The following is a 16,320-nucleotide window of genomic DNA, read 5'->3' as shown; positions in this document are numbered from 1 at the left end:
CTGGCCTCCGGGACTGCGCGGCATTCGTCAGCGAAAGACCTTTCTCCCGAGCACACCGGCACGATGTTCAAGAAACCCCCGCCTCCTGCCGGCCGCGAGCCGGCCACCCCGAAGCCGGAGCCATCCCCGCGGATCGCACCCGAGAGCGTCGACACGGAGGCCATCAAGCGCGCCTTTCTCGACAAGCTGTTCTACGTTCAGGGCAAGTTTCCGGCGCTGGCGACCCAGCACGATTACTACATGGCGCTGGCTTACCTGGTCCGCGACGCGCTCCTGAACCACTGGGTCAGCACCGCCGCGGTCTACACCGCGCAGAAGTCGCGGACGGTTGCCTACCTGTCGGCCGAGTTCCTGCTCGGCCCGCACCTGGGCAACAATCTCAACCATCTCGGCATGACCGGCATCGTCCTTCAGGCGCTCACCGAGCTCGGCCTGAATCTCGATGCCCTGCTGGCGGAGGAGGACGAGCCCGGCCTCGGCAACGGTGGCCTGGGGCGCCTCGCCGCCTGCTATCTCGACTCCATGGCCACCCTCAGCATCCCGACCCTGGGCTACGGTATCCGTTACGAGTTCGGCATCTTCGAGCAGGCCATCGTCAACGGCTGGCAGGTGGAGCGCACCGACAAGTGGCTGCGGTTCGGCAATCCCTGGGACATTGCCCGGCCGGAATGGGCGGTGGAGGTCAAGCTGGGCGGCCATGTCGAACGCTTCGAGGATCCGCGGGGCCGGATGCTGATCCGCTGGGTGCCGGCGCAGGTTGTCAAGGGCGTCCCCTACGACACGCCGATCGCCGGCTACCGGACGCACACCGCCAACACGCTGCGGCTCTGGCAGGCGGGCGCGCCGGAGTCCTTCGACGTCGCCACCTTCAATCGCGGCGACTACTACGGCGCGGTGGAGCAGAAGGTCATCTCGGAAAACCTGACCAAGATTCTCTATCCGAACGATGAGCAGATCCGCGGCAAGGAACTGCGGTTGCAGCAGCAATACTTCTTCGTTTCCTGTTCCCTGCAGGACATGTTGCGCATCCTGCGCGTCCAGCACATTCCGGTCGAGCGGTTCCACGAGAAGTTCACCATTCAGCTCAACGACACGCATCCGGCCATCGCCGTCGCCGAGCTGATGCGCCTGCTGCTGGACGAGCAGGGTCTTGGCTGGGATCAGGCCTTCGGCATCACCCGCAGGACCTTCGCCTACACCAATCACACGCTGCTGCCGGAGGCCCTGGAGCGCTGGCCCCTGGCGCTGTTCGGCCGCCTGCTGCCGCGTCACCTGGAGATCGTCTGCGAGATCAACGCGGTCTTCCTGGAGGAGGTGCGCATGCGCTTCATCGGCGACGAGGCGCGGGTGGCGCGCCTGTCGCTGATCGACGAGACCGGTGAGCGCTATGTGCGCATGGCGCATCTGGCCTGTGTCGGCAGTTACGCCATCAACGGGGTGGCGGAACTGCACACGGCGCTGCTGAAGTCGGACGTGCTGCGGGATTTCCACGAACTGTGGCCGCACAAGTTCCAGAACAAGACCAACGGGGTCACGCCAAGGCGCTGGATCCAGCTCTGCAATCCCCGTCTGGGCCGGCTGCTCGACGAGGCCGTCGGGCCCGGCTGGATCACCCGGCTGGAGCAGCTCCGGGCGCTGGAACCCCTGGCCGGCGATCCCGCCTTCCGGGCGCGCTGGCGTTCCATCAAGCGTGCCAACAAGCACGACTTCGCCGCCTATGCGCGCCGCGAGCTGGGCGTCGGCATCGATCCCGAGTCGCTGTTCGACGTGCAGGTCAAGCGTATCCACGAGTACAAGCGCCAGCACCTGAACGTGCTGCACATCATCCATCTGTATCTGCGGCTCAAGAGCGACCCCCATCTCGAGATTCCGCCGCGCACCTTCATCTTCGGCGGCAAGGCGGCGCCGGGCTATCACATGGCCAAGCTGATCATCAAGCTGATCAACGCGGTCGGCGCGGTGGTCAACCGCGACAGGACGCTGCGCGACCAGATCAAGGTGCTCTTCGTGCCCAACTACAACGTCACCATCGGCCAGCGCATCTATCCGGTGGCGGAGCTGTCCGAGCAGATCTCGACCGCCGGCAAGGAAGCTTCGGGTACCGGCAACATGAAGTTCCAGATGCACGGCGCCCTGACCATCGGCACCCTCGACGGCGCCAATATCGAAATCCGCGAGGAGGTCGGCCCTGAGAACTTTTTTCTGTTCGGTCTCAACGCCGCCGAGGTGGCGTTGAGCTACCAGCACGGCTATGACCCGCAGGGGCTGTATCACGCCGATCCGGCCCTGCGCGAGGTGCTGGACGTGATCCGCGCGGGCCTGTTCTCGCGCGGCGATGCGGCGCTGTTCCAGCCGCTGCTCGACAACCTGCTGCATCACGACCCGTTCCTGGTGCTGGCCGACTTCCGGTCCTACCTGGAGTGCCAGGAGCAGGTCGGTTCCGCCTACCGGGACGCCGAGCACTGGGCGCGCATGTCCATTCTCAACACGGCGCGATCCGGCAAGTTTTCCTCCGACCGCGCCATTCGCGAGTACTGCGAGGACATCTGGAAGGTGGCGCCGGTGGCGGTGAGCCTGATCCGGCAGCACCGGCCGGGCGCGGGGTCCATGCAGTGAGGCGGCAGCTGCCGCCGCCATTTTTCCCATCCAAGCGTGAGAAGGTGGAACCATGACAAGCAAACGCCAGAAGCTGTCCCTGGTGGCGGAAGCGCAAACCCTGTGCGAACTGCCGCTGTATCCGGGCACGCTGGGCCCGGACGTCATCGATGTGCAGGCCCTCTACCAGGCGACCGGCCTGTTCACCTACGATCCGGGATTCAGTTCCACCGCCAGCTGCCGGTCCGCCATCACCTACATCGACGGCGATGCGGGGGTGCTGCTCTATCGCGGCTATCCGATCGAGCAGCTGGCCGAGCACTGCCGCTTTCTCGAGGTGTGCTACCTGATCCTCCACGGCGAGCTGCCCGATCCGGACCCGTTGCGGGCGTTCGAGCGCAACATCACCCTGCACACCATGGTGCATGACCAGCTGAGCAACTTCTTCAAGGGTTTCCGTCGCGATGCCCACCCCATGGCCATCCTGGTCGGCGTGGTCGGCGCGTTGTCGGCCTTCTATCACGAGGCCCTGGACATCCGTTCCGGCAGGGACCGCGAGATGAGCGCCATCCGCCTGATCGCCAAGGTGCCGACCATCGTCGCCATGTGCCACAAGTACAGCACCGGCATGCCCTTCATGTATCCGCAGAACCGTCTCGGCTATGTCGAGAACTTCCTCTACATGATGCACGCCACGCCCTGCGACGAGTACCGCCCCAACCCGGTGCTGGTGAATGCGCTCGACCGCATCCTCATCCTGCATGCCGATCACGAGCAGAACGCTTCCACCTCCACCGTGCGCCTGTCGGGCTCCAGCGGCGCCAACCCCTATGCCTGTGTCTCGGCCGGCATCGCCTGCCTGTGGGGTGCGGCACACGGCGGCGCCAACGAGTCGGTGCTGAACATGCTGGAGGAGATCGGCGACGTGTCCCGGATTCCCGCCTACATCGCTCGGGCCAAGGACCGCAACGATCCCTTCCGGCTGATGGGTTTCGGCCACCGCGTCTACAAGAACTACGATCCCCGCGCCCGGCTCATGCGCAGTACCTGCCACGAGGTCCTGAACGAGCTGGACCTGCACGACGACCGGCTGTTCGCCCTGGCACTGGAGCTGGAGCGGATCGCCCTGGAGGATGACTACTTCATCGGGCGCAAGCTCTATCCCAACGTCGACTTCTATTCCGGCATCGTGCTGCACGCACTCGGCATTCCCACCAAGCTGTTCACCGCCCTGTTCGCCATGGGGCGGACGGTCGGCTGGATCGCCCACTGGGCCGAGATGATCAGCGATCCCGAGCACCGCATCGGGCGCCCGCGCCAGCTCTATACCGGCCCGGCCCGGCGGGACGTTCCCGCCGGGCACAGACGGACCCGCTGACACCGTCGCGGGGCGGGACGGGCAGGCGGCCGCCCCGGTGTCCGCGGCTGTCATCGGTCGGGGGATTCGGGGATAATACCGCCCTCGTTCAGCCCGCCTCCCCGATTTTCCCGCATGAAGAAACGCCTGGAATCCCTGCTCGCCGCCGCCGTCGATACCCTCCGGCAGGCGGGCAGCCTGCCCGCCGACGTCGCGGCCACCTGCCTGGTCGAGCGCGCCCGCGATGCCCAGCATGGCGATTTCGCCACCAACCTGGCCATGACCCTGGCCAAGTCCGCCCGCAGCAATCCCCGGGCGCTCGCGGAAAGCATCATCGCCGCGCTGCCGGCCGATCCCGTCATCCTCAAGGTCGAGATCGCCGGTCCCGGCTTCATCAACTTCTTCCTCGACCCGCAGGCGCAGTTCGGCGTCATCCGCGACATCCACGAGGCCGGCCACGACTATGGCAAGAGCCGCCGCGGTGCCGGCCAGCGGGTGCAGGTGGAATTCGTCTCCGCCAACCCGACCGGCCCGCTCCACGTCGGCCACGGCCGCGGCGCGGCTTACGGCGCGGTGGTCTCCAACCTGCTGGCAGCCATCGGCTGCGAGGTGCATCGCGAGTATTACGTCAACGATGCCGGCCGGCAGATGGACATCCTCGCCGCCAGCGTCTGGCTGCGCTATCTGGAGGAATGCGGCGAAAGCCTGGTGTTTCCCAGCAACGGCTATCGCGGCGAGTACGTGCGCAGCATCGCCTTCGACCTGCACAAGGCCCAGGGCGAGCGCCTGCACCGGCCGGTGGCCCGGGTGTTCAGCGACATTCCCGCCGACGAGCCGCAGGGCGGCGACAAGGAGCTCCACATCGACGCGCTGGTGGCCCGGGCCAAGGCGTTGCTCGGCCCGGCCGACTACCGGTTGGTGTTCGACGCCGGCCTCAACGATATCCTCGCCGACATCCGCCAGGATCTGGAGGAGTTTGGCGTCCGTTACGAGGAATGGTTTTCCGAGCGTGGCCTGACCGAATCCGGCGCCGTGCAGCGCTCGCTCGATACGCTGCAGGCGGCCGGCTACCTGTATCAGCAGGACGGCGCCACCTGGTTCGCCTCGACCCGCCTCGGTGACGAAAAGGACCGGGTGGTGGTGCGCGAGAACGGCCAGATGACCTATTTCGCCTCCGACATCGCCTATCACATGCAGAAACTGGAGCGCGGCTTCGATCGCATCATCAACATCTGGGGCGCCGACCATCATGGCTACATCCCGCGGGTGAAGGCCGCCATCGAGGCGCTGGGCGGCGAGCGCGACAGGCTGGACGTGCTGCTGGTGCAGTTCGCGGTGCTCTACCGCGGCGAGGAAAAGGTGCAGATGTCGACCCGTTCGGGCGAGTTCGTGACGCTGCGGCAGTTGCGCAACGAGGTCGGCAAGGACGCGGCGCGCTTCTTCTACGTCATGCGCAAGTCCGACCAGCACATGGACTTCGACCTCAAGTTGGCGACCTCGCATACCAACGAGAATCCGGTCTACTACGTGCAGTATGCCCATGCCCGCGTGTGCAGCGTGTTCCGCCAGCTCGACGAGAAGGGCCTGCCACGCAATCTGCCGAACGGCATGGCGCACCTGAGCCGGCTGACCGAGCCGCACGAGAACGCCCTGGTGACCACGCTGGCGCGCTATCCGGAGGTGGTCGAGCAGTCCGCCCTGCAGCATGCACCGCATCACCTGATTCATTATTTGCGCGAGCTGGCCGCCGAACTGCATGGCTATTACAACTCGCACCAGTTCCTGGTCGAGGATGCCGATCTGCGCGACGCCCGCCTGAACCTGATCGCCGCCGTGCGGCAGGTCATCGCCAACGGCCTGGCCCTGCTGGACGTTTCCGCGCCGGAAGCCATGTAGCGATGGCCAAGGACCTCAAGCACCGCGTTCCCGCCTTCCGCCAGAGGAAACCTCTCAAGGCCGGTCTCCGGCTGGGCGTGGCGCTGCTGGTCGTGCTGATCCTGATCGCCACGGCGGTGGCGATCTTCCGGCACGGCAGCCAGACCCAGGCTGCCGTGCCGGCCGCCGCCGAGCTGGCAGGCCCGCCGGCGCCGCAGTTCGGCTTCTTCCAGCTCATGCCGGATGACGAGCGCAAGATCGCGGAGGGCGACATCAATGCCGCGTTGCGCGACAAGCGTCTGGGCAAGCCGCCGGTCGAGAGCCCCTGTTACCTGCAGGTTGGCGCCTTTCCGCAGCTCGGCGAGGCCGAGGCGCTGAAGGCGCGGCTGGAGGGCATCGGCTCGCTCGCGCCGCGTCTCGAACAGATCCGGCTCGAATTCGCGACCTGGTACCGGGTCATGCTGGGTCCCTACCGGACCATCCTGGATGCCAACCAGGTCCGCCTGTTTCTGCGCAGCCGCGCCATCGACAGCGTCATGCAGGCACCGGTCCGCTAGCCACGGCAGGGCGCACCAGACCCCGTCGCAATGATCCGCCCCCGGGCGGGCCCGACACGCACAGGAGAACCACCGATGAGAATCCTCCACACCATGCTCCGGGTCGGCGACCTGGACCGTTCCATCGCCTTCTACACCGATGTCCTCGGCATGCGGCTGCTGCGCCGGCAGGACTATCCGGATGGCCGCTTCACCCTGGCCTTCGTCGGCTACCAGGACGAGCAGGATGGCGCCGTCATCGAGCTCACCCACAACTGGGATACCGACCGCTATGAACTCGGCAACGGCTTCGGTCATATCGCCGTCGAGGTCGACGACGCCTACCGGACCTGCGAACTGGTCCGGCAGCGCGGCGGCAGCGTCATTCGCGAGGCCGGCCCGATGCAGCACGGCACCACGGTCATCGCCTTCGTCGCCGATCCGGACGGCTACCGGATCGAATTCATCCAGAAAGGCACCGGACCGCACTGAGCCTGTCACCCTCGAATCGTCCCGCCCATGCCGATCACCGATGACATCGACGCGGCCGTCCGCCGGCTTCGCGCCGGTGGTCTGGTGGCATTTCCGACCGAGACGGTTTACGGCCTTGGCGCGGATGCCGCCCATCCGGCAGCGGTGCGGCGCATCTTCGCCGTCAAGGGCCGGCCGGCCGATCATCCGCTGATCGTTCACATCGGCGACGCCGGAATGCTGTCGGCCTGGGCCCGGGACATTCCCCTTGCGGCCCTGCGGCTGGCGGAGCACTTCTGGCCCGGGCCGCTGACGCTGATTCTCCGGCGCGGCCAGGCGCCGCTGGAAGTGACCGGCGGCCAGGACAGCGTCGGCCTGCGCGTTCCCGGCCATCCCGTCGCCCTGGACCTGCTGTGCCGCTTCGGCGGCGGCATCGCGGCGCCCTCGGCCAACCGCTTTGGCCGCGTCAGCCCGACCCGCGCCGAGCATGTGCTGGACGAATTCGGCGAAACGGTCGACCTGATCCTGGCGGGTGGCGATTGCCGCGTCGGACTGGAATCGACCATTCTCAGCCTGGTGGGAGAGCAGCCGGTGCTGCTGCGGCCCGGCGCGATCGCCGCCTCCGCGCTGGAAGCCGTTCTCGGTACCCCGCTGGCGGGCCAGCCGGTCCCCAGTGACGTGCGGGCCCCGGGCATGCTCGAATCCCATTACGCGCCCGACACGCGGCTGCTGTTGTGCCGGCCGGAGCAGCTTGCGGCGACCACCCGCGAACTCCTGGCGCGCGGCCTGCGCATCGCCGTGATGCCCCGGGCCCTTTCGGCGGATGACCTGCCCGCCGGCCTGCATTTGCATCCCATGCCCGCCGGGGCCGCCGAGTTTGCCCGGCAACTGTATGCCAGCCTGCGCCGGCTGGATGACGGGGACTTCGATACCATCGTCGTCGAGCAGCCGCCCGATGACGAAGCCTGGCGGGCGGTCAATGACCGGCTGGGCAGGGCCAGCACGAACTGAAGCCATGCGTGTCGCCGTCATCATCGAAAAAGCCGAGGGCAGCGTTCCCGCTTGCGTGCCCGACTTGCCGGGATGCGTCACCATGGGCGCCAGCCTGGAGGCGATGGAATCCAGCCTGCGTGCAGCCATCGCCCTGCCTGTCGAGGGGGATGCGCCAGGACGGCTTGCCGGTCCGCCTGTCCGCCACCGTGGTCGAGTATTGCGAACCGGCCGCCTGAATTGACGGATCACATTCATGAGGAACCGCAACATGATGACCCTGGGCGAACTCGCCGACCTGATGCCCGGCGCCACGCTGACCGGCGAAGCCGGACGGCCGTTCCGGGCGATCAGCACCGATACCCGCCACCTGCCGGAGGAGGCTGTCTTCTTCGCGCTCCGCGGCGAGCGGTTCGACGCCCACGACTTCGCCGACCAGGCCGTGGCCGGCGGCGCCCTGGCGCTGGTGGTCGAGCGGCCGCTGGCGTTCGCCGTGCCGCAGATCGTCGTGCCCGATACCCGGCTGGCGCTGGGCGCTGCGGCAGCCGGCTGGCGGGCGCGCTTCGACATCCCGCTCATCGCCGTCACCGGCAGCAACGGCAAGACCACGGTGACCCAGATGCTGGCCGGCATCCTCCTCACGGCAGCCGGCGAGGATGGGCGCCTTTCGACCCGCGGCAACCTCAACAACGACATCGGCCTGCCGCTGACGCTGTTTCGCCTGCGCCCCGAGCATCGCTATGCCGTGGTCGAGCTGGGCATGAATCATCCTGGCGAGATTGCCTATCTGGCCGGCATCGCCCAGCCGACCGTCGCCCTGGTCAACAATGCCCAGCGCGAACATCAGGAGTTCATGGGTACGGTCGAGGCGACCGCGCACGAGAACGGTGCCGCCATCGCGGCACTGCCGGCCGACGGCGTCGCCGTCTTTCCGGCCGATGATGACTGCGCCCCCGTCTGGCGCGAGCTGGCGGGGGCGCGCCGGATTCTCGATTTCGGCTTCCGCCAGCCGGCGGCGGTCGGCGCCCGCTTCGCGCCGATTCCCGGCGGCCTCCACCTGAGCCTGAACATGCCCGAGGGTCCGATCGAATGTCGTCTGCAACTGGCCGGCGCGCACAACGCCCATAACGCGGCCGCGGCGGCCAGCGCCGCGCTGGCCGCCGGCATCGCGCCCGCCATCATCCGCCGCGGACTGGAAGCCTTCACCCCGGTCAGCGGCCGCGGCGTCATCCGCCGCGCTACGGCCGGCGCCACGGTCATCGACGACAGCTACAACGCCAACCCCGATTCGGTGCGCGCCGCCATCGAGCTGCTGGCCGGGCTGACGGGAACCCGCGTGCTGGTGCTGGGCGACATGGGCGAGGTCGGCAACCAGGGGCCGGCGTTCCATGCCGAGATCGGCGGCTACGCCCGCGAACGGGGCCTGGAGACGTTGCTGGCGCTGGGCGAGCAGACCCGCGCCGCCGTGGCCGCATTCGGCGGTCCGGCCGAGCATTGCGCCGGGATCGAGACGCTGATCGAGGCGGCCCGTCGGCTGTCCGGCCCCGGCGCCACGCTGCTGGTGAAGGGTTCGCGTTTCATGCGGATGGAGCGGGTGGTCGAGGCGCTCTGCGGGGACGGCGCCGCCGCGCGGTGATCGCCGGGAACCCGGACCGGCCTTTGCCACTCAACCTGGCATGAATACCCGCAAACGCCTGCATGAGCTGCGTTTCGGCAGCCGTTTCGTCGACGCCCTGCCGGCCGATCCCGATACCCGCAATATCCCGCGCCAGGTGCAGGGCGCATGCTATTCCCGCGTCTCGCCCACGCCGGTACCGGCCCCCCGCCTGCTGGCGCACGCCGCCGAGGTTGCCGCCGAGCTGGGGCTTGCCGATGACGCCCATCGCGACCCCGGCTTCGCCGAGGTGCTGGCGGGCAATCGCCTGCTGCCCGGCATGGTGCCGCACGCCACCTGCTATGGCGGCCACCAGTTCGGCCAGTGGGCCGGGCAGCTGGGCGATGGCCGCGCCATCAATCTCGGCGAGACCCTGTGCCCCGACGGGCGTTATCGCACGCTGCAGCTCAAGGGCGCCGGACCCACGCCGTATTCCCGCCGGGCGGATGGGCTGGCGGTGCTGCGTTCCTCGATCCGCGAATTTCTCTGCAGCGAGGCCATGCATCACCTGGGCGTGCCGACCACGCGCGCGCTGAGTCTGGTCGAGACCGGGCAGGCGGTGATCCGTGACCTGTTCTACGACGGCCATCCCCGACCCGAGCCCGGCGCCATCGTCTGCCGGGTGGCGCCCTCCTTCACGCGCTTCGGCCACTTCGAGATCTTCGCCGCACGCGGCGATATCGAGGGCCTGCGCCGGCTGGTCGATTTCACCCTGGCCGCCGATTTTCCCGAGCTGGCGGCCGCGCCCGCACGCGACGGCTACCTGCGCTGGTTCGAAGAGGTCTGCCGGCGCACGGCGGCGCTGCTCGTCCATTGGCAGCGGGTCGGTTTCGTGCATGGGGTCATGAACACCGACAACATGTCGATCCTGGGGCTGACCATTGATTACGGCCCCTATGGCTGGGTGGACGACTACGATCCCGACTGGACGCCCAATACCACCGATGCCGCCGGCCGGCGCTACCGTTTCGGTCACCAGCCGCGCATCGCCTACTGGAACCTGGTGCAGCTGGCCAACGCCATCCATCCGCTGATCGGCGAGGTCGCACCCTTGCAGGCGGCGCTGGATGCGTACCCGTCCGGCTACGAGCGCGGCTGGCGCGAGATGATGGCGGCCAAGCTGGGCTTCGTGGCCTACGAGCCGGCCAGCGACGACGCACTCGGCGCCGAACTGCTGGAGATCCTGCCCGCCGTCGAGACCGACATGACGCTTTTCTTCCGCCAGCTGTCCGCCATCGGACCCGGCCTCGCCGAGGCCGACGAGCCAAGCCTGCTGGCACCTCTGGCGGACGTCTGGTACCGGCCGGAGACGGTCGGCGAGGCGCATCGGCAGCGTCTTGCCCGCTGGCTGCGGGCCTATGCCGGCCGGCTGCGCCGGGATGGACGGTCGGACGACTGGCGCGTGGTGCGCATGCAGGCCGTCAATCCGCGTTACGTGCTGCGCAACTACCTGGCCCAGCAGGCCATCGACCGCGCCGAGGCCGGTGACCCGGGCATGATCCACGAACTGCTGGAGGTCCTGCGCCGCCCTTACGAGGACCAGCCGGGCCGGGAGGCCTTTGCCGCCAGGCGCCCCGACTGGGCCCGCAACCGGCCCGGCTGCTCGATGCTGTCGTGCAGTTCCTGAGGTCCCCATTGGCTCCCGTGTCGGCCGCCCGGCTCGCCTTGCCGGCGCGGGGTCGAGCCCCGGATTTTTTCGCACCCGACAGGTGAATGCCCATGCCTCTCACGCTTTTCCTGCTGCGACACGGCGAGACCGAAGCCAGCGCCAGCGGCGGCTATTGCGGCCTGACCGATATCGATCTCACCGAGGCCGGCCAGGAGATGGCCGAGGACTTCGCGCTGGCCTACCGGGATCATCCCTGGGCCGGCGTCTACGTCAGTCCCCTGCGGCGCACCCGGGCCACGGCGGCGCCGCTGTGTCGGCTGGCGGGGCACGAGATGCGGCTGCGGCCGGGGCTGCGCGAGATCGACTATGGCGAATGGGAGGGCAAGTCGGCCGCCCAGGTTGCCGGGGAGTATCCGCGTGACTATCCGCGCTGGCTGGCGGATGCCGGCTGGAACGGACCGACCGGCGGCGAGCGCGGCATCGATGTCGCCCGGCGGGCGCTGGAGGTGCTCGACGAGATCCAGCAAGCCCATTGCGACGGCGACGTGCTGGTGGTTTCCCACAAGGCCACCATCCGCATCCTGGTCTGTGTGTTGCTCGGCATCGATCTGGGCGGCTATCGTGACCGGGTGGACACGCCGGTGGCCTCGCTGGCGGTGATCGAGTTCCACGAGCATGGCCCGCGCCTGGTTCGGTTGGGCGACCGCTCGCATCTGCGCGCCGAACTTCGCGACCGGGCGGGTACCTGATGCCCCAAGGCGCGCCCGTCGTGCTCCAATATCGGGCAGCATGGGGGGTGAGCCGGGCCCGGGGCGGCTGCCGGCCGGGCCGCGAATCCCCGCCGGGCCGGCGTCGAATCGGGCGGTCCGGGGCTGGTGCCGCCGCGACCGGTTCTGGCATGCTAGCTGCTTCATGAAGGTCGGGCTGAGTTTCTCCTTCTCAGTCGAATGGCTTATGGGTATCCGGCCCGCCCTCCGGCTGACCGGATACCCATCTTTTTCCCCTCACGACATGCACACGAGAGAGGACCAGGTCATGGGCACGATGACACCGATTTCGCCCCGCCACGCGAACGACGAGCGCGACCAGCTGATGTTCTACCGCCAGACCGTTCCGGTTGCCGCCCGTCCCGAGACACCCGAGCCGGGCGCCGTCAGCCGTTTCTACCGCTTCGTCTATCCGAGCCTGCCGGACGATGCCCGGGGGCACGGCGACTGGCTGGAAGCACTGATCCGGCGCAACCGCTGGCTGCCCTGACGCCCGCCGGCCCGGGGTTTGGCCGCCCCGGTACCCCCTTCATCCCTGCCTGCCTGACTCGCTCCGGGCAACCCGGACGCCCCGGAATATCTCCCGCAACGCTCGCCCAGCCACGTTCGGCCCTCCCGCCCGGGAGCCGGCCGGACAACCGCCCGTGCCGGATCGCGGCGCCCTGACAAGTCCGGGAAGTCTGATAGAATCTCGCCGCCGCAAAGATCGCCCAACGGGATGACGCAGAAACTCTATATCGAAACCCTAGGCTGCCAGATGAACGAATACGATTCCGCCAAGATGCGGGACGTATTGCATGCCTCCCATGGTTTCGAGCTGACCGACGATCCCGAACAGGCCGACGTGCTGCTCATGAACACCTGCTCCGTGCGCGAGAAGGCCCAGGAAAAGGTGTTCTCCGAACTCGGTCGCTGGCGGCCGCTGAAGCAGAGCCGGCCGGATCTCGTCATCGGTGTCGGTGGCTGCGTCGCCAGTCAGGAGGGCGAAGCCCTGCAGAAGCGCGCCCCCTATGTCGACCTCGTGTTCGGCCCGCAGACCCTGCACCGCTTGCCGCAACTGCTGGACCGGGTGCGCAGGGAGCAGCAGCCCGCCATCGACGTTTCCTTCCCCGAGATCGAGAAATTCGATGCCCTGCCGGAGCCACGCGCCGAGGGGCCGAAGGCGTTCGTGTCGATCATGGAGGGCTGCAGCAAGTACTGCACCTTCTGCGTCGTGCCCTATACCCGCGGCGAGGAGATCAGCCGCCCGCTGGATGATGTCATCGCCGAGCTGGCATTGCTGGCGGAGCAGGGTGTCCGCGAGGTCGTGCTGCTGGGGCAGAACGTCAACGCCTACCGCGGCCTGATGGACGACGGCGAGATCGCCGATTTCGCGCTGCTGCTGCATTACGTGGCCGCCATCGACGGCATCGAGCGGATCCGCTACACCACCTCGCATCCGGTCGAGTTCAGCGACAGCCTGATCGAGGCCTACGCGGACATTCCCAAGCTGGTCAGCCACCTGCATCTGCCGGTGCAGAGCGGCAGCGACCGCATCCTGTCCCTGATGAAGCGCGGCCATACCCGCGAGGAATACATCGACAGGATTCGCCGCCTGCGCGAGGTGCGCCCCGAACTCTCGCTGTCCTCCGATTTCATCGTCGGCTATCCCGGCGAGACCGCGGCGGACTTCGAGGCGACCATGGACCTGATCGAGACCCTCGGCTACGACCATTCCTTCAGCTTCATCTACAGTCCGCGGCCCGGCACGCCGGCGGCCGACCTGCCCGACGACGTGCCCATGGCCGAAAAAAAGGCCCGCCTGGCGCGTTTGCAGGCGCGCATCAACCAGATGGCGGCGGAGATTTCCCGCGGCATGGTCGGCAGCGTGCAGCGCGTGCTGGTCGAGGGTGCTTCCAAACGCGACGGGCGCGAGCTCTGCGGGCGCACCGAAAACAACCGGGTGGTCAACTTCCCGGGCGATCCGCGCCTGATCGGCCAGTTCGTCGACGTGCAGATCACCGAGGCGATGCCGAACTCGCTGCGCGGCCGCTGGTTGCCGGCCCCGGCGGCGTCCGGCTCATCCCAGATGGCCTCACTTGCTTAATTCCCCCATTACCCTCCAGCTGCGGCTGGAGCCGGACGACAACGAGCGGCTGGCCAGCCTCTGCGGCCAGTTCGACGAACACCTGCGGCAGATCGAGCGCCGGCTGGGCGTGGAGATCGCCAACCGCGGCAACCAGTTCACCCTGATCGGCGCCGACCGCGCGGTGCAGGCCGCGGCGCGGGTGGTGCAGAGCCTGTTCGCGGCCAGCCGCGACGAGGTCATCACGCCGGAGCGGGTGCATCTCTCGCTGCAGGATGCCAATGTCGAGGCGATGCTGGCGACGGCCGCCGCCACCGAGCCGGCGCCGGTTTTCCGCACCAAGCGTGGCATCATCCGGCCGCGCGGCGCCAATCAGCAGCACTACCTGCAAAACATCGCCCGCTGCGACATCAACTTCGGCATCGGTCCGGCGGGTACCGGCAAGACCTATCTGGCCGTCGCCTGCGCGGTGGCAGCGCTGGAAAGGGAGGAGGTCCGGCGGCTGATCCTGGCCCGTCCCGCGGTCGAGGCCGGCGAGAAGCTCGGCTTCCTGCCCGGCGACATGGCGCAGAAGGTCGATCCCTACCTGCGGCCCCTGTACGACGCGCTGTACGAGATGCTCGGCTTCGAGCGGGTCGCCAAGCTCATCGAGCGCAACGTCATCGAGGTCGCGCCGCTGGCCTTCATGCGCGGCCGCACGCTGAACGAATCCTTCATCATCCTCGACGAGGCGCAGAACACCACCGTCGAGCAGATCAAGATGTTCCTGACCCGTGTCGGCTTCGGCTCCAAGGCCGTGGTGACCGGCGACATCACCCAGATCGACCTGCCGCGCAGCAAGGAATCGGGTCTGCGCCACGTGCTGGAGGTGCTGCGCGAGGTCGAGGGCATCAGCTTCACCTTCTTCGGCGCCCACGATGTCGTCCGGCACCCCCTGGTGCAGCGCATCGTCGCCGCCTACGAGGCCTGGGATCGGGCCCGGCCCGCGACCGACACCCATGATCGTTGAGGTCGACAACGTCTCGGGCCTCGCGGTACCGGAAGCCGAGCTGTTTCAGCGCTGGGCGGTGGCCGCCGGACCCGATGCGGACGACGCCGAGGTCTTCATCCGCATTGTCGACGAGGCCGGCAGCGCCGAGCTCAACCAGACCTACCGGCACAAGCCCGGACCGACCAACGTCCTCAGCTTTCCCTGCGAGACGCCGCCCGGCGTGCCCAACCCGCTGCTGGGCGATCTGGTCATCTGCGCGCCGGTGGTCGAGCGCGAGGCGCGGGAGCAGGACAAGCCGGCGGAAGCGCACTGGGCGCACCTGGTGGTGCACGGTGTGCTGCACCTGCGCGGCTACGATCACATCGAAGACGACGATGCCGAGCGCATGGAGGCGGTGGAAATCGACATCCTGGCGCGGTTAGGCTATCCCAACCCCTACGAGATCGACGAGGCCCCCAAGACATGAGCGATGATTCCGCGGGCGAGCATCGAAGTTGGCTCGCCCGCCTGACCCACTTCATCTCCGGCGAACCCGAGGACCGCGAGGATCTGCTGGAACTGCTCAAGACCGCCCACAAGCGCCAGCTCATCGACACCGACGCCCTTTCCATGATCGAGGGCGTGCTTCAGGTCTCCGAACTCCGCGTTCGCGACATCACCGTTCCCCGCTCGCAAATGGTCGTCGTGCCGCAGGATGCGGAGATCGAGACCGTCTTCCCGCTCGTCGCCGAATCCGCCCATTCCCGTTACCCCGTGATCGCCGAGGACCGTACCGAGGTGGTCGGCATCCTGCTGGTCAAGGATCTGCTGCTGCAGAGCCTCAAGGATCGCAGCAAGCTGGTCCGCGACATCATGCGCTCGGCGCTCTATGTGCCGGAGAGCAAGCGCCTCAATGTGCTGTTGCGCGAATTTCGCGCCACCCGCAGCCACATGGCCATCGTGGTCGACGAATACGGCGCGGCCGCCGGTCTGGTGACCATCGAGGACGTGCTGGAGCAGATCGTCGGCGACATCGAGGACGAGCATGACTTCGGCGATGAGGAATACATCTTCCGCAAGAACGACCGCGAATACGCCCTCAAGGCACTGACGCCGATCGAGGATTTCAACGACTACTTCGGCGCCGACTTCAAGGACGACGAGTTCGACACCATCGGCGGCCTCATCGTCCATCACCTAGGGCATGTGCCCAAGCGCGGCGAGAAGGCCGAGCTGGGGCGCTATCGCTTCATCGTTCTCCGCACCGACAGCCGCCGCGTCGAGCTGTTCAAGCTGGTGCTGCTCAACGGCGAGAGCGACGAAAGCGGCCCGAAATGACCGCCCCCGGCGCGCGGCGTTGCCGACCCGCCGCCGTCCCGTACCGCCATCAGACCCTACGTCATCGGGCCTTCCACCCGCGGCGGCCCCGGC

15 protein-coding genes are annotated in these 16,320 nt (G+C 67.9%); all 15 read left to right on the top strand.

Annotated features, from left to right (window positions below; all coding sequences use genetic code 11):
- Positions 1-63: 63 nt before the first annotated feature.
- A complete protein-coding gene (locus tag ACH5N8_RS13375; protein ID WP_483281676.1) occupies positions 64-2,616 on the top strand; it encodes a glycogen/starch/alpha-glucan phosphorylase in 2,553 nt (850 codons plus the stop codon).
- Between the two features lie 52 nt (positions 2,617-2,668).
- Positions 2,669-3,973, top strand: a complete 1,305-nt coding sequence (gene gltA / locus ACH5N8_RS13370; RefSeq protein ID WP_460027236.1) for a citrate synthase — start codon at positions 2,669-2,671, stop codon at positions 3,971-3,973.
- 114 nt (positions 3,974-4,087) lie between these two features.
- Positions 4,088-5,848, top strand: a complete 1,761-nt coding sequence (gene argS, locus ACH5N8_RS13365; RefSeq protein ID WP_483281675.1) for an arginine--tRNA ligase — start codon at positions 4,088-4,090, stop codon at positions 5,846-5,848.
- Between the two features lie 2 nt (positions 5,849-5,850).
- Positions 5,851-6,384 (top strand): SPOR domain-containing protein, encoded by a 534-nt coding sequence (locus tag ACH5N8_RS13360; RefSeq protein WP_483281674.1) that lies wholly within the window; start codon positions 5,851-5,853, stop codon positions 6,382-6,384.
- Between the two features lie 75 nt (positions 6,385-6,459).
- The gene (gene gloA, locus ACH5N8_RS13355; protein WP_483281673.1) at positions 6,460-6,855 is read left to right on the top strand and encodes a lactoylglutathione lyase; all 396 of its coding nucleotides are present in this window, start codon (positions 6,460-6,462) and stop codon (positions 6,853-6,855) included.
- A gap of 27 nt (positions 6,856-6,882) precedes the next feature.
- Complete coding sequence (locus tag ACH5N8_RS13350) at positions 6,883-7,845, top strand: L-threonylcarbamoyladenylate synthase (protein WP_483281672.1); 963 nt, start codon at positions 6,883-6,885, stop codon at positions 7,843-7,845.
- A gap of 4 nt (positions 7,846-7,849) precedes the next feature.
- Complete coding sequence (locus ACH5N8_RS13345; RefSeq protein ID WP_483281671.1) at positions 7,850-8,068, top strand: type II toxin-antitoxin system HicB family antitoxin; 219 nt, start codon at positions 7,850-7,852, stop codon at positions 8,066-8,068.
- A gap of 12 nt (positions 8,069-8,080) precedes the next feature.
- Positions 8,081-9,460: a UDP-N-acetylmuramoyl-tripeptide--D-alanyl-D-alanine ligase gene (locus ACH5N8_RS13340; RefSeq protein ID WP_483281670.1), complete on the top strand. Its 1,380-nt coding sequence runs from the start codon at positions 8,081-8,083 to the stop codon at positions 9,458-9,460.
- A gap of 40 nt (positions 9,461-9,500) precedes the next feature.
- Positions 9,501-11,105 carry a protein adenylyltransferase SelO gene (locus ACH5N8_RS13335; RefSeq protein WP_483281669.1) on the top strand — a complete coding sequence of 535 codons (1,605 nt, stop codon included), beginning with the start codon at positions 9,501-9,503 and terminating at the stop codon, positions 11,103-11,105.
- Between the two features lie 92 nt (positions 11,106-11,197).
- A complete protein-coding gene (locus ACH5N8_RS13330) occupies positions 11,198-11,836 on the top strand; it encodes a histidine phosphatase family protein (protein WP_483281668.1) in 639 nt (212 codons plus the stop codon).
- 286 nt (positions 11,837-12,122) lie between these two features.
- On the top strand, positions 12,123-12,344 hold the full coding sequence (locus tag ACH5N8_RS13325) for a hypothetical protein (RefSeq protein ID WP_483281667.1): 222 nt from the start codon (positions 12,123-12,125) through the stop codon (positions 12,342-12,344).
- A gap of 228 nt (positions 12,345-12,572) precedes the next feature.
- The gene (gene miaB, locus ACH5N8_RS13320; RefSeq protein ID WP_483281666.1) at positions 12,573-13,940 is read left to right on the top strand and encodes a tRNA (N6-isopentenyl adenosine(37)-C2)-methylthiotransferase MiaB; all 1,368 of its coding nucleotides are present in this window, start codon (positions 12,573-12,575) and stop codon (positions 13,938-13,940) included.
- Entirely contained in the window at positions 13,933-14,928 is a 996-nt protein-coding gene (locus ACH5N8_RS13315; protein ID WP_483281665.1) for a PhoH family protein, read from the top strand. Before miaB ends, ACH5N8_RS13315 begins: the two co-directional genes overlap by 8 nt.
- Positions 14,918-15,376, top strand: coding sequence for an rRNA maturation RNase YbeY (ybeY, locus tag ACH5N8_RS13310; RefSeq protein ID WP_483281664.1), 459 nt, complete (start codon positions 14,918-14,920; stop codon positions 15,374-15,376). The genes ACH5N8_RS13315 and ybeY overlap by 11 nt, the downstream gene beginning before the upstream one ends.
- Entirely contained in the window at positions 15,373-16,227 is an 855-nt protein-coding gene (locus tag ACH5N8_RS13305; RefSeq protein ID WP_483281663.1) for an HlyC/CorC family transporter, read from the top strand. Before ybeY ends, ACH5N8_RS13305 begins: the two co-directional genes overlap by 4 nt.
- Positions 16,228-16,320: the final 93 nt, after the last annotated feature.

This window comes from Methyloparacoccus sp. NF-16, assembly GCF_056880625.1.
Note: the sequence above shows the minus strand (reverse complement) of the source record. Positions and strands in the feature narration are given on the sequence as shown.

Bases quoted from the DNA above. Each gene is read 5' to 3' on its own strand.
- ybeY (WP_483281664.1), top strand. From the start codon at position 14,918: ATGATCGTTGAGGTCGACAACGTCTCGGGCCTCGCGGTACCGGAAGCC.
- ACH5N8_RS13330 (WP_483281668.1), top strand. From the start codon at position 11,198: ATGCCTCTCACGCTTTTCCTGCTGCGACACGGCGAGACCGAAGCCAGC.
- ACH5N8_RS13375 (WP_483281676.1), top strand. From the start codon at position 64: ATGTTCAAGAAACCCCCGCCTCCTGCCGGCCGCGAGCCGGCCACCCCG.
- ACH5N8_RS13305 (WP_483281663.1), top strand. From the start codon at position 15,373: ATGAGCGATGATTCCGCGGGCGAGCATCGAAGTTGGCTCGCCCGCCTG.
- miaB (WP_483281666.1), top strand. From the start codon at position 12,573: ATGACGCAGAAACTCTATATCGAAACCCTAGGCTGCCAGATGAACGAA.
- gloA (WP_483281673.1), top strand. From the start codon at position 6,460: ATGAGAATCCTCCACACCATGCTCCGGGTCGGCGACCTGGACCGTTCC.
- gltA (WP_460027236.1), top strand. From the start codon at position 2,669: ATGACAAGCAAACGCCAGAAGCTGTCCCTGGTGGCGGAAGCGCAAACC.
- argS (WP_483281675.1), top strand. From the start codon at position 4,088: ATGAAGAAACGCCTGGAATCCCTGCTCGCCGCCGCCGTCGATACCCTC.
- ACH5N8_RS13350 (WP_483281672.1), top strand. From the start codon at position 6,883: ATGCCGATCACCGATGACATCGACGCGGCCGTCCGCCGGCTTCGCGCC.
- ACH5N8_RS13360 (WP_483281674.1), top strand. From the start codon at position 5,851: ATGGCCAAGGACCTCAAGCACCGCGTTCCCGCCTTCCGCCAGAGGAAA.
- ACH5N8_RS13325 (WP_483281667.1), top strand. From the start codon at position 12,123: ATGGGCACGATGACACCGATTTCGCCCCGCCACGCGAACGACGAGCGC.
- ACH5N8_RS13345 (WP_483281671.1), top strand. From the start codon at position 7,850: ATGCGTGTCGCCGTCATCATCGAAAAAGCCGAGGGCAGCGTTCCCGCT.
- ACH5N8_RS13340 (WP_483281670.1), top strand. From the start codon at position 8,081: ATGAGGAACCGCAACATGATGACCCTGGGCGAACTCGCCGACCTGATG.
- ACH5N8_RS13335 (WP_483281669.1), top strand. From the start codon at position 9,501: ATGAATACCCGCAAACGCCTGCATGAGCTGCGTTTCGGCAGCCGTTTC.